Source organism: uncultured Corynebacterium sp., from assembly GCF_946998835.1.
Classification (GTDB): domain Bacteria; phylum Actinomycetota; class Actinomycetes; order Mycobacteriales; family Mycobacteriaceae; genus Corynebacterium.
On sequence record NZ_CAMQAZ010000040.1, the window covers coordinates 1 to 12484 of the forward strand.

The 12484-nt window shown below is 57.0% G+C and carries 12 protein-coding genes and 1 pseudogene; 4 read left to right on the forward strand and 9 right to left on the reverse strand.

What is annotated here, in order from left to right:
* Positions 1 to 398: 398 nt before the first annotated feature.
* From Q0U90_RS11650 to Q0U90_RS10655, 7 genes are all read right to left on the reverse strand, one after another.
* The gene (locus Q0U90_RS11650) at positions 399 to 1391 is read right to left on the reverse strand and encodes a toxin glutamine deamidase domain-containing protein (RefSeq protein WP_366516653.1); all 993 of its coding nucleotides are present in this window, start codon (positions 1389 to 1391) and stop codon (positions 399 to 401) included.
* A gap of 41 nt (positions 1392 to 1432) precedes the next feature.
* Positions 1433 to 1855, reverse strand: coding sequence for a hypothetical protein (locus Q0U90_RS10630; protein WP_297454814.1), 423 nt, complete (start codon positions 1853 to 1855; stop codon positions 1433 to 1435).
* A gap of 324 nt (positions 1856 to 2179) precedes the next feature.
* Positions 2180 to 2476: a hypothetical protein gene (locus Q0U90_RS10635; RefSeq protein WP_147291876.1), complete on the reverse strand. Its 297-nt coding sequence runs from the start codon at positions 2474 to 2476 to the stop codon at positions 2180 to 2182.
* A gap of 818 nt (positions 2477 to 3294) precedes the next feature.
* Positions 3295 to 3648 carry a hypothetical protein gene (locus tag Q0U90_RS10640; protein WP_297454820.1) on the reverse strand — a complete coding sequence of 118 codons (354 nt, stop codon included), beginning with the start codon at positions 3646 to 3648 and terminating at the stop codon, positions 3295 to 3297.
* 144 nt (positions 3649 to 3792) lie between these two features.
* On the reverse strand, positions 3793 to 3978 hold the full coding sequence (locus Q0U90_RS10645) for a hypothetical protein (protein ID WP_297454822.1): 186 nt from the start codon (positions 3976 to 3978) through the stop codon (positions 3793 to 3795).
* 148 nt (positions 3979 to 4126) lie between these two features.
* Positions 4127 to 4912, reverse strand: a complete 786-nt coding sequence (locus Q0U90_RS10650; RefSeq protein WP_297454824.1) for an Ltp family lipoprotein — start codon at positions 4910 to 4912, stop codon at positions 4127 to 4129.
* A gap of 201 nt (positions 4913 to 5113) precedes the next feature.
* Positions 5114 to 6385: an O-acetylhomoserine aminocarboxypropyltransferase/cysteine synthase family protein gene (locus Q0U90_RS10655; RefSeq protein ID WP_297454826.1), complete on the reverse strand. Its 1272-nt coding sequence runs from the start codon at positions 6383 to 6385 to the stop codon at positions 5114 to 5116.
* Positions 6386 to 6710: 325 nt separating this feature from the next.
* Here Q0U90_RS10655 and Q0U90_RS10660 point away from each other — a divergent pair, with 325 nt between their 5' ends.
* The 4 genes from Q0U90_RS10660 to ehuA are packed head-to-tail and all read left to right on the forward strand — an operon-like array spanning position 6711 to position 10721.
* Positions 6711 to 8024: an NADP-dependent malic enzyme gene (locus Q0U90_RS10660; RefSeq protein WP_297454829.1), complete on the forward strand. Its 1314-nt coding sequence runs from the start codon at positions 6711 to 6713 to the stop codon at positions 8022 to 8024.
* A gap of 48 nt (positions 8025 to 8072) precedes the next feature.
* Positions 8073 to 8966 (forward strand): ABC transporter substrate-binding protein, encoded by an 894-nt coding sequence (locus tag Q0U90_RS10665; protein WP_297454832.1) that lies wholly within the window; start codon positions 8073 to 8075, stop codon positions 8964 to 8966.
* Entirely contained in the window at positions 8967 to 9947 is a 981-nt protein-coding gene (locus Q0U90_RS10670) for an amino acid ABC transporter permease (protein ID WP_297454835.1), read from the forward strand.
* Entirely contained in the window at positions 9948 to 10721 is a 774-nt protein-coding gene (gene ehuA / locus Q0U90_RS10675) for an ectoine/hydroxyectoine ABC transporter ATP-binding protein EhuA (RefSeq protein ID WP_297454838.1), read from the forward strand. It begins immediately after the preceding gene.
* 49 nt (positions 10722 to 10770) lie between these two features.
* On the opposite strand, the gene Q0U90_RS10680 is transcribed toward ehuA, so the two are convergent.
* On the reverse strand, positions 10771 to 11532 hold the full coding sequence (locus tag Q0U90_RS10680; RefSeq protein ID WP_297454841.1) for a sulfite exporter TauE/SafE family protein: 762 nt from the start codon (positions 11530 to 11532) through the stop codon (positions 10771 to 10773).
* Positions 11533 to 11617: 85 nt separating this feature from the next.
* Positions 11618 to 12484: pseudogene (locus Q0U90_RS10685) on the reverse strand (glutamate dehydrogenase); the annotation flags it as partial.

Consider the following 12484-nt stretch of genomic DNA (forward strand, 5'->3'; position numbering starts at 1 on the left):
AGACGAAGCCGACCAGCACACGCTGGCCGGCTCCTAGGCACGCCTAAGAAACTACCCCCAAGACTGTACTCGCCAACATCGGCCTGACACTTGACAAAAACATAGGGACACCCCCCCCCGCAAAATGTGGCTACTCCATGGCTTTTAATTAAGTCCCAATTGATGCGGGACGGCGAGATGGGTCAGCCATGAGTTGATCAATCTTCCGCCACGCCCCGGATCCGAGTGAAAGCACACTCGAGTCCTTTTTGCTTACGAAATAGAACGGACTGCCCTCCTCCTCAGGTTCCTCTGGGGGAAGAATAAACATACTATCCGTTTCATAACCAGAGTCGGCCGGATGCGCTGAGGGAAGCTCGCTCATGACACAGTCAAAAGCTTCACGATAACTATCCATGCTATGCACCCTCCACTACATCAATGACTGCCAACCCCGGACGGTATCCATCAATTCTGACCCATCTCACAGAATCGGCAACAGAACGGGACAAGTATGATTCATCACCGATAGTGTTTACCTGGGAATCAATTATCACGATACCAGTTTCCCATCGCTCCCAGGCCATCACGTGAGATGCAGCGCCCGGTTTACTCGCACGTATAAAGCCGTACGCCCCGACAGGATACTTTTCCTCCATTTGATGGCGGACTTCATGCCATCGGAGGGCACCATCATCGTTTGCTGCGGTTTCCCATATAGGCGAGTTCCCTTTTTCGTCCCGCCATAGTGAAGCAGCGTGCTCCGCTGATGTCCGCCCTTTACGAATCTCACGTGGAACTGAATATTCTCCCGGTGCAGCCTTAGCATCGTAACCGAGTTTTCTTAATGCCCACGCATTAACGCATCGGATGCAGTTCTTTTCATCTCCTGTGGGATTGGCACCTGAGATCGCTGAGTTAATCGTCGTTTTGGAGCGCTTTCTCGACAAGTGCCCAAGCTTTGGTGGTGCCGCCCCAGTTTCACCTGTTGCAGTTAACCCATCAGCGGACACGAACTCTTTCCATCGATTCCACTGATCATTAGCTGGTTTTCCGTCTTCCCATGTTGCTTCTCGCCACGCTGCTTCCAGACGGTAATACTCTTCCTCCCCTGCCCATGGCTGTCCCTCAATAACAAGAACCGCCCGGCAGTCGCACCCATCGTGATAACGACGCCCATCAGTCCGGCGCGTGGCGGTATCTTCTGAGTAGACGGGACCGCGAGAGGCGAGCATTGCGCAGAAAGCGCAGGATTCTCGTCCTGTGAGTACTCGGGCGTAGCCGATTCGGCGTCCGATTGGGCGTTTGGTTGTTGCGTTGCGGACTCTGCCGAGCCGTGCGGTGTCTGCGACTGCTTGTCGGCCGGCGTTGAGGGTGTGGCGCATGAGGGTGCGGGTCAGGCGTGCGCTCATCTGCTCGATGACCTGGCGATGATTGGGGAATGCAAAGGCCGCTACGGATTTCTTGATGAGTTCCTTGGTCTCATCGTCAACGAGCTCGAGGATGATGTTTGATGGTTTCTCTCCAAAGCCGGCGGCTCTAGCCAGTGCGTCGTAGGTGGCGTGGGGGCCGTAGCCTTGGATTCGTGCCGGGCTACTTCTAAACCGAGCTGTGCCATGTGGGCATTTTGCAGCTCACTCTTGCCAGCTTCTTCAGCTTCCTTAGCGCGCTCCGCCAACGGGCGCAGCTCCTTATTCTCCGTGCGATACTTCGCCGCCTCACGACGAACCTTGTCCAACGCGGACTTGTAATCCTCGATGGTCATTTCCTGCTTCTCTTCCGCGCCGTGATCCTCGCGAGCAGGTTCAGCCTGCGCCGGAGCATTTGGCATGGAACCGGAAGCCGGTACATCAGCGGCCGCTTCATTCGTAGACATAAATCTGTTTTCCCCTCCTGGGAGAAAAACACTTCGCGTACGCAAAACCCCACAGAGCCAGCCAGCGGAATATGGGGTCAATGCCGTGGCCATACAAGGAATTGCACCCTGCACTACCCGTCTAGGAGACCTGTTCTTAGCCATAAGAAAACTCCGCTACCAACCTGGGTGTGGGGTCGCGGAAGGCCGAGGAATCGAACCCCGACGCCGTGACGCCCCATGCCAGTTTTCGAAACCGGTTGCCAACCACGGGCGGGACCTTCCATGACGAAGCCCGGCGCGCCCCGTAGTGGGGCGGCCGGGCTGATTAGGGCGTGATTTTGATCAGGTCCAGTTCGGGCCGAGGTCGATTACCGGGTCCATCGCGGCGAACTCGACAACGAGGTCGTGAGTAACGCCCTCTTCCCCTTCCCCCGGGGTTGCATCGAAGACGATTGGTTCATCGGCCCAGGTCATAAGGAACTCACGCTTGAGAGATTCAGGCACATGAGCTCGGGCGTCGACGAGATCGTTGAGGAAGATTTCGAGGGTCAGGTCGCCGCCTGCTCCATGCAGCCGGTCGAACTGCACCCGCGGGCTAGACTCCTTCTCGATCTTCTGACACAACGAAACGATACCCATCGTTGAAGGTCACCTCCCGTATGTTTCCATCTTCGTCAATTCCGCGTACGCGTTCTCCTCGTGCGGAAAAAGACACTCGTAATTTTGAGGTCATATCCGCTCGTCGGCTTGGCCGGAGCCAGCTGGACAACCAGATCGAGTTCGTTACCCCGAGGAACTATTACTTGCTTCGTCAGTAATACCCCGTACTTGCTCTTGTAGCGAAAACTTCAGGTTCATCAATTACTGCATGAACTCCGCCAGCACTACCCAGCCACGAGGCCAATACATGTTTTGGTATTGAAGGAAAGAACATCTTGTCGACTTGACGCAAGTGTTTCCGATTCCGGCAAACATGCTCCGCCATATCAGCAAGGTCGCATGATTTGGAACTCCCCCCAGATCGACTTTCCACGTACCTTCCATTGGTGAATATGGTTGTAAGGAATCGACCTATTCACCATTCCCCTGTCGAACTTCCATCTCTGGATTGCCTTAACGTTGGTATCCAATCTTCTTCCGCAGGCCGCCGCACGCCGACATTTAATCAACTCATCGAACTTGGCCTTGTTGCCTGCCTCCTTCCAGGGCTCTTCGAAATCCCCTGTTAATCTGCGGCAACTGCGAATCATCTTTGACTTCGATACCTACGCATCGGCAGATGTCGTGAAACCTCGCCAGACCGCCGACTGTTTCGCGCAAGTCTCGCCGAGGGCACAATTTTAAAACCCACTTTCACTAGGCTTTTGAACTGCTCCCCATTAGTTGGACTGAGAAATCAGCTACCGCCTAGTGGGGAGCAGTTCAAGTGGAACGGGGTTAAGAAACTGGTTTGCTAACTATGTGGACTCATCAATTCCGCAGCGCTCAATCGCGTTGTCAAGCGCTTCCTCAACGCGAAACCAGTCACCATTGAACTCATCCAACTTCGGGATGTATGACCGAATAACGTCAACAGCACTTCGAGGTAAGGGAACCTCGATAGCAATTAGCACTGACGACAAAGCACTTGCGGGATATCCACCATCTTCGTAATCTTCCAGTGCGTCTTTGCGGCTAGCTTCACTAACCAGCGAGAGAATCTTGTCGGCTACCGCGTCAAATGCTTCGTACTCGATTTCATTGTCAACGGGGAGAACTCGGCTAGGGTCGATGTACGTCACCTTCATCGGCATAACATCATCTAGTGCCATACGATTTTCCCTCCCTTTCTTACCTCGGATGTGCCGCTACCTGGAGATTTTAGCGGGTAACCAAACTCCGTACGGCACATTTTATAAAAGGTATTATCCGGCCCATACTGCAGCATTTTCACGGCTATTTTCATTAACGACTACTCATTTGGTCATCTTGACTGCACGAGATATGAACTCATCAATCTCTGGTGAATCTTGGTGTGTCTTCTTAATGCATTTTCCTCCAGCAGTTAATAAATAAGCTGGACTACCTTCAGGCTCGCCTTCAGCAGCACCAATCATCCACGAGCCATTAGAGAAATATGCATAATCGGCAATCTGATCCACACTTTTCCCGCATGAGCTGCAACAACTGCACGCAACTCTCCGATATCTCTAATCACGCTTCCGCCTCAGCAACCATTTTTGGTGATTTCAGTAGTCAGCAAAGTTCATATCTCACAATTACGTACCACCACTCAGCCACACTCAGAAACTACAGGTTATCCACCGCGTACTGAGCTTCCTCCGGGGTAAACTGCTCGCCATATTCCGACGTCAGCTGATCGTAAATCGCATCCGGGGACATTGCCATCGAATCCTGGTAAGAGCGCGCCTTTTCCAGTGCATTCTTATTCCAGTCCACTTCAAGGTTGTCCATTGCATACTGGGCAGCCTCCGGCGAGAACTTCTCGCCATACTCCGAGGTCAGCTGGTCATAGATGCCGGCCTTGGACATGTGCATCAAATCCGAGTAACTCTTGGCCTTGCGGAGAGCATTCTTGTACTCGGTCGGAACCTTCTCTTCCTGCTTTTCCTGTTTTTCCTGCTCCTCCGCCTGGCCCTGCTGCTCCTCTACAGCCGCCTCAGGATTCTCAGCGATATCGGCATTCTCAACAGAGCCAGAATCAGCCGCAACTGCAGTATCCGAACCAAAGAGAGCCGCAGCTTCAGAATCGGCACTCGAATCGGCATCGCCGCCACCAGTCAAGCTGGCCGCCACGGCTAGGACCACGACAGCACCCGCGGCGATACCACCCCACTTGAAGCAGCCACCCTTCTTCTTTTCTTTCGGAGCCGGAGGCACCTGCCCAGCCGCCGACGAACCCTGAGCGTAGGGCTGCTGGCCGAGCGGATCCTGCGGGTTGTGCTGGTAGGACTGCTGCCCCAGCGAAGCCTGCGGATTCTGGGAGTCATACGGATTCTGGGAACCATATGACCCCTCGGGGCCATACGAGTTCTGTGGGCCCTGCGGGTTCTGAGGGAAAGTGGAATCGGACATCGTAAGAAGCCTCCTACGTAGAAGTTGCAATAAACGAACAGCTCTCTGTCGTCAGTTGGAACTATCTCAGCAACCCCGGATCCGATTCTCCGCACTACAAAAACATTTTCGATTCACGAACTATACGCCCCCGCTGAAGGTAAGAAAAACCAGGCCCTACCCCGCCAAACAGGGATCAGACCTGGCTAAACTCTCGACAAACTAGCTTTCAACCTTGGCCAGTGCTTGCTCGATGTCGGCAATAATATCGTCAACGTTTTCCAAACCAATGGACAGTCGGACAAGACCCGGGGTGATTCCCACCGCCGGCAGCTGCTCATCCGGAACCTGGCGGTGCGTGGTGGAAGCCGGGTGCAGCACGCAGGAACGAGAGTCGGCCACGTGCACCTGACGGGTCACCAGTTTCAGCGCATCCATGAAGGTCGTACCAGCTTCACGGCCACCCTTGAGATCAATCGTGACCACACCGGAAGCTCCGTCGAGGTACTTCTGAGCAAGCTCGTAGTATGGAGAAGATTTCAGGCCGGGGTAACGAACGTCGTTAAGCAAATCCGTGCGCGATTCGAGGTATTCGGCGACCTTCAGTGCGTTCTCGCAGTGACGACGCATGCGGACGTCGAGACTTTCGAGCGACTGGTTCAGCATGAAGGCAGAGTGAGCAGCTGGGTATGCACCGAAGTCGCGCTGTAGCTGCATGCGCGCCTTAATGACGAACGGCGCGACGGCGTAGTCCTTGGTGTAGATAACGCCGTGGTAGGACTCGTCGGGCTCGGTAAAGTCGGGGAACTTGCCGTTGGTGAAGTCGAACTTGCCAGAGTCGACGATGACGCCGCCAACCTGGATTGCGTGGCCGTCCATGTACTTAGAAGTGGAGTGGACGACGATGTCTGCGCCGTGCTCGATGGGCTTACACAGGATTGGGGTGGCGAAGGTACTGTCGACGATCAGCGGTACCCCCTGGCCGTGGGCGATGCGGGCGAACTTCTCGACATCGAGCACGCTCATCGCCGGGTTGGCAATAATTTCACCAAATAGCGCCTTGGTGTTCGGCTTGAATGCTGCGGCGATTTCCTCCTCGGAGGCATTCTGATCGACGAAGATTGCCTCGATACCGAAGCGTTTCAGCGTGGTAGCGAAGAGGTTGGAGGTACCGCCGTAAATCTCAGACGAGGTGACAAACGAGTCGCCCGCGGAGCAAAGGTTCATGATTGCGAGTGCAGTTGCCGCCTGGCCGGAGGTAGTAGCCATTGCTGCGGCGCCGCCCTCAAGGTCGGCGATTTTCTCTTCGACGGCCATAACCGTTGGATTGGCGAAGCGGGAGTAAATCAGTGCGTGAGTTGGCTCGTCGAAGACCGCAGCGATGTCGTCGGAAGAGTCGAACGTGTAGGTCGTCGACTGAATGATCGGCACCTGACGTGGGTCTTTATTACCTGGAACGTAGCCGGAGTGGATGAGCTTGGTCTGATCTTGCATGGGACGAAATGGACCTTTCAATCGATTGAATTCTGATTATAGGGCGCGAAGTGGCGCAATTTGAGCTTCAGCAGAAAGGTTCCGCCCCCGCTCCCCAACCGCCGGTTTTATTTTCCACCCCACCGTCCATATAATGAGATACCAATCCCGTATAGCAAGACTGGATTAGTTTTTACGCACACCACTACGTATCACCTGCCAGGCTTTGCTCCCGGCTTTGCGCGCTGCCCACCAGCAGCTCTCGCCGCGGTCGAGTTTTCTCAAAGTACAAAGTACTCAGTACTCAACACGGTACTCAGTACTCAACACGTTTTGGACTGTCATCATGCCTGCTGCGAATTCTTCCTCTAGCTCCTCCGACCACACTGCGAACGCGAACTCCGCTAAGACGCCGCTTCACGCAGTACCGGAGGACACCGCCCCCACCGATCCGTCGACCATCACTGATGCGGAGATCTTTGAGGCACACCGCGGAGGTAAACTCCGCTCGCACTCGACCATGAAGCTCGAGACGATTCGCGACCTCTCCATCGGCTATACCCCAGGTGTCGCCCGCGTCTGTGAGGCCATCCACGAAGATCCGGCCCTGGCCCGCACCTACACCTGGACCGGTCAGAACGTCGCGGTAATCTCCGACGGCACCGCAGTGCTTGGCCTCGGCGACATCGGCCCCAAGGCTGCACTGCCAGTTATGGAAGGAAAGGCCCAGCTCTTCGAGCAGTTCGCCGGTATCTCCGCAGTGCCAATCGTCCTGGATACCCTCGACACGGAGGAAATCATCCAGACGGTCAAGGCGCTGGCACCGTCGTTTGGCGGTGTGAACCTCGAAGACATCTCCGCGCCCCGCTGCTTCGAGATTGAGCAGCGTCTCGACCAAGAGCTCGACATCCCGATCTTCCACGATGACCAGCACGGCACTGCCATCGTCATCGCCGCCGGCCTAATCAACGCCTGCAAGCTGACAGGCCGCAGCTTCCAGGATCTCCGCGTGGTCATCTCCGGCGCTGGTGCCGCTGGTGTCGCTGCGACGAAGATGCTGCTGTCCGCTGGCGTGTCCGACATCGTTGTCGTCGATTCGCGCGGCATCATCCACCCGGACCGCGAGCCGCTGAGCGACATCAAGCAGTGGGTCGCCGGCATGACCAACCCCCGCGGCATCACCGGCTCGATCAACGATGCGCTTGTCGACGCTAACGTTTTCATCGGCGTCTCTGCCGGCCGTATCGGCGAGGATGCGATTAGCCAGATGGCCGCTGACCCGATTCTGTTCTCGCTGGCCAACCCGATTCCGGAAATTCCGATGGAAATCGCTCGCAAGTACGGCGCAGTGGTCGCCACCGGCCGCTCGGATCATCCGAACCAGATTAATAATGTGCTGGCCTTCCCGGGTCTGTTCCGTGGTGCACTGGAGGCAGGCGCCAAGCGCGTCACCGAGACCATGAAGCTGGCCGCCACCCAAGCCATTGCAAGTGTCGGCGTCGAAGACCTGAGTGCCGACCGCATTATCCCGTCGGCGCTGGATCCGCGCGTCATGCCGGCTGTGGCGAAGGCTGTCCGCGATGCCGCACTGAGTGACCCGGCATCCGGCGCGGCCGGTCCGCTCGACGTCACCGGCTCTGGGTTTGCTGCAGCTGAATAGGGGTACCGGAATTTAAGGAATTACTGAGCCTGGGTAACATATTCAGATATGAAAAGACCCATCGCATTGGCGGCTGCCACGCTGACTGCGACCTTGTTCTTAGGGCTTACAGGCTGCGTCACCAATGACGAAAGCGGTAACCCCGAGGGCTGGTCGGAGATCAAACCGGCAGCGGTCCCCGAACTGGCGAAGCAGGTCCCGGCAGATCTTCGTAAACGCGAAGTGTTACGCATCGGCACCAACCCCACCTTCGCCCCGGCAGAGTTTAAGGATTCCGCCGGAAACATCATCGGCTTCGACATTGATCTCATGCGGGCTATTGCCAGCGTCCTGGATCTACGACTGGAAATCCAGGAACAGGATTTCGCGCTGATTCTGCCAGCACTGTCGGCCGGCGCAGTTGATGTCGGCGCCTCCGGCTTCACCTCGAACGAGGAGCGCCGCAAGACCTACGACTTCGTCGACTACCTGGATACCGGCCTGCAGTGGGCACGTCGCCCAGGCAGCGACGCCAGCTCTGATAACTACTGCGGTAAGACTGTTGCCGTTCAGCGCAATACTGTCGCGGATATGGACGACCTGCCGGTAAAGAACCAGGACTGCCTGGATCGCGGTTTGCCGCCAATCGATAAGTTGGCCTACCAGGACGCCGGCACTGCCGCTACCACTGTGGTGCTGGGCCGTGCGGATGCATTGGCCGCCGACTCCCCAGTCAGTGCCTACGCAGTCAACCGCTCTGAAGGCAAGCTGGAGCTCGCTGGCGACATTTACGACAGTGCCCCATTCGGATTCGCCATTCCGAAGGATTCGGAACTCGGCCCGCTCCTGCAGGAGGCACTGCAGTACCTCATTGACAACGGCCAGTACAAGGAAATCCTGACCACATGGGGTTTGGAAGACGGTGCTTTGGAACGCGCCACAATTAACGGAGAGGAACTTTAAGTGAGCGACTCATCTGCGTCTGGCGCCCGCTACGAGGCCACACAGGCGGAACTCAACGAAGAAATTAAGGCAAAACCACTGCCGCACCCGGGTCGCTGGATCACCGCAGCTGTCCTGTTGCTGCTCTTCCTGTGGTTCGTCATCAGTGCCGCCCGCAACGAGGCCTACCACTGGGATGTCTACTTCCAGTACCTGTTCGACACGCGAATTGCCGCTGCCGCTGGCTGGACCATTGCACTGACTGTCCTAGCCATGCTTATCGGCATCATCGGCGGTGCTATCATCGCCGTGCTCCGCATGTCAGAAAACCCTGTGCTGTCCACCGTTGCTTGGATTTATCTGTGGGTCTTCCGAGGAACTCCGGTCTACGTGCAGCTGGTCTTCTGGGGTCTACTCGGCACCATCTATTCAACAATTAACCTGGGCGTGACCGAGGTCGATCTCAGCACCATCCTCTCCAACACCTTCGTGTTGGCATTCGTCGGTCTCGGACTGAACGAGTCCGCGTACATGGCTGAAATTGTCCGTGCCGGCATTCAGGCTGTCCCAGAGGGCCAGACCGAGGCATCGAAGGCACTGGGCATGAGCTGGTGGCAGACCGTCCGCCGCACCATCCTGCCGCAGGCCATGCGCATCATCATCCCGCCGACGGGCAACGAGTTCATTTCCCTGCTAAAGACCACTTCCCTGGTCATCGCGGTGCCATTCTCGCTGGAGCTCTACGGCCGCTCCACGGACATCGCCAACGCGCTGTTCCTACCGGTGCCGATGCTGCTCGTCGCTGCCACATGGTACTTGGTCATCACTTCGATTCTGATGGTCGGCCAGTTCTACCTTGAGCGCTACTTCGCCCGCGGCGCCACACGTCAGCTCACCGCCCGTCAGCTGGCCGCGCTTGCCGACGCCGAAGGTGTGCCGCTTGCAAATGCTCGTGTTGTCGATAAGGACGAAGAGCACTTCTACCGAGAGGATCCGCAGTAAATGACTACCAAAGATTTGATGGTTGAGGCGCGAAAGGTTCGTAAGAACTTCGGTCGTCTCGAGGTCCTCAAGGGCATCGACCTGGAAGTTCCACGCGGTACGGTCACCTGCCTCATCGGCCCTTCTGGTTCCGGTAAGTCCACGCTGCTGCGCTGCATCAACCACCTAGAGAAGGTCAATGCCGGTCGCCTCTATGTCGACGGTTCCCTGATTGGCTACCGTGAGAAAAACGGCAGCCTCTACGAAATCTCCGCCGCAGAAGCTGCGCGCCAGCGTCGCGATATCGGCATGGTGTTCCAGAACTTCAACCTGTTTCCGCACCGTACAGTGCTGGGGAATATTACCGAGGCACCAGTGCTGGTAAAAGGTGTCTCTCAGGAACAGGCTGAAAAGCGTGCCATGGAGCTGCTGGAGACTGTTGGGCTGGCACACAAGGCCGATGCCTACCCTGTCCAGCTCTCAGGTGGTCAGCAGCAGCGTGTTGCCATTGCTCGCGCACTGGCCATGGAGCCGAAACTGATGCTCTTCGACGAGCCGACTTCCGCTCTCGACCCGGAGCTCGTAGGTGAAGTTCTCAACGTCATGCGTGGTTTGGCCGATAAGGGTATGACCATGATCGTCGTAACGCACGAGATGGGCTTTGCCCGCGAAGTCGCCGACCAGGTCGTGTTCATGGCTGACGGCGTGGTCGTGGAAAAGGGCACCCCAGATGAGGTGCTGGGTAACCCGAAGCACGAGCGCACCCGCAACTTCCTGTCATCCCTGTTGAAGTAAGAGCCGTGGAAGTAAGAGCAAGGAAAGGCTGGCGGGTCAAACAGCAAGCCTAGCCACCAAAAGTTGCGGAGATACCGCGAATCAGGGTTACCGCCGCGCCAGTGGTAGCCAGGATGACCGCGAGCTTTCGCGCCTGCATAATGGGCACTCGCCGAGAAATGCGAGTGCCCAAAAATATACCCACAATCATGGCAATCAGGCACAGCGGCCAGAGCATAACCGGTGTGGTGGCGAAGACAGAGACGTCAGCGCTGAGCTCCTTGAACGCCAAAGACAGCGCACCGGAGACAAAGAAAAGCGGCTGCAGCGTGGCTGCAAAAGTCTGCGCCGGCCAACGAGATGCCTGTGCATAGACGGTGATAGCAGGGCCGGCAATGCCGGCCAGGGTATTCATAAAGCCTCCGGCCACGCCTGAGGCGACGGCGTACTGTGGGCCGTCGACACGCATGCGCTGCGGCATGAAAGAGGTCACCAGCAGCGCGAGCAACACTAGCCCACCGACCAAGACCTGGAGTGGCCCACTCGGAGTGTTGTGGACCACCCAAGCGCCTGGCAGCGCGCCTAAGGCCATCACCGGACCGATCAGCCAGAATTTCTTCCAGTCGACGTTTTCCCGCACCGAGATGGTCTGCATGACCGCATTGACGGTGGCGAGCACGTTGATAATCAAAATACCTGCTACGGGACCTGCAATCAGTGAGAGAACCGGGCCTCCCAGCAGGCCGAGTCCCATGCCGGCTATTCGCTGCATCAGTGCCCCGATGAAAATCGTTGCCACGATAAAGACAAAAGCCCACACTGATAACTCCATGGGAGGGAGTTTACAGCGTGGACTTTTCGCCTACTCGACAGGCGGGGTCTCCGGGGATCCGTCGTAAAGCGGAATCTTTAGCGGACTAGATGACGCCCTGAGCCAGCATTGCGTTAGCGACCTTTTTGAAACCTGCGATGTTGGCACCGAGCACGTAGTTGCCGTCGTGATCGTACTCAGCTGCGGTGGTCTCGCAGTTCTTGAAGATGTTGGTCATGATGCGCTTCAGGCGCTCATCGGTGTAGGAGAAGGACCAGGAATCGCGGGTCGCGTTCTGCTGCATCTCCAGTGCGGAGGTAGCAACACCACCGGCGTTAGCGGCCTTGCCCGGCGCAAAGTGGACACCGTTGGCCTGGAACACATCGATAGCCTCCGGGGTGGACGGCATGTTTGCGCCCTCGGCGACGAAACGGCAGCCGTTGTCGACCAGCAATTTAGCGGACTCACCACTCAGCTCATTCTGAGTTGCACACGGCAGTGCGACATCGGCCTTGAGCTCCCAGATGTTGCCGGCCTCGTGGAACTCAGCGCCCTCAGCCTCAGCGACATACTCGGAGACGCGAGCGCGACGAACTTCCTTGATTTCCTGCAGCAGCTCGACATCGACGCCGTTCGGGGTGGAGACGTAACCGGAGGAGTCAGAGAAACCGACGACGGTAGCGCCGAGCTCCTGAGCCTTCTTGATGGCGTAGATGGCGACGTTACCGGAACCGGAGACGATAACCTTGGCGCCGCTGATGTCGGCACCGTTGGCCTTCATCATCTCTTCAGTGAAGTAGACACAGCCGTAACCCGTGGCTTCGGTGCGCACCAGGGAACCTCCCCAGGTCAGGCCCTTACCGGTGAGAACGCCCGACTCGTGCTGGTTAGCCATACGACGGTACTGACCGAACAGGTAGCCGATCTCGCGGCCGCCGACGCCGATGTCACCGGCTGGGACATCGCGGTACTC

Bases quoted from the DNA above. Each gene is read 5' to 3' on its own strand.
- Q0U90_RS10665 (WP_297454832.1), top strand. From the start codon at position 8,073: ATGAAAAGACCCATCGCATTGGCGGCTGCCACGCTGACTGCGACCTTG.
- ehuA (WP_297454838.1), top strand. From the start codon at position 9,948: ATGACTACCAAAGATTTGATGGTTGAGGCGCGAAAGGTTCGTAAGAAC.
- Q0U90_RS10640 (WP_297454820.1), bottom strand. From the start codon at position 3,648: ATGGCACTAGATGATGTTATGCCGATGAAGGTGACGTACATCGACCCT.
- Q0U90_RS10655 (WP_297454826.1), bottom strand. From the start codon at position 6,385: ATGCAAGATCAGACCAAGCTCATCCACTCCGGCTACGTTCCAGGTAAT.
- Q0U90_RS10660 (WP_297454829.1), top strand. From the start codon at position 6,711: ATGCCTGCTGCGAATTCTTCCTCTAGCTCCTCCGACCACACTGCGAAC.
- Q0U90_RS10635 (WP_147291876.1), bottom strand. From the start codon at position 2,476: ATGGGTATCGTTTCGTTGTGTCAGAAGATCGAGAAGGAGTCTAGCCCG.
- Q0U90_RS10630 (WP_297454814.1), bottom strand. From the start codon at position 1,855: ATGTCTACGAATGAAGCGGCCGCTGATGTACCGGCTTCCGGTTCCATG.
- Q0U90_RS10680 (WP_297454841.1), bottom strand. From the start codon at position 11,532: ATGGAGTTATCAGTGTGGGCTTTTGTCTTTATCGTGGCAACGATTTTC.
- Q0U90_RS10650 (WP_297454824.1), bottom strand. From the start codon at position 4,912: ATGTCCGATTCCACTTTCCCTCAGAACCCGCAGGGCCCACAGAACTCG.
- Q0U90_RS11650 (WP_366516653.1), bottom strand. From the start codon at position 1,391: ATGAGCGCACGCCTGACCCGCACCCTCATGCGCCACACCCTCAACGCC.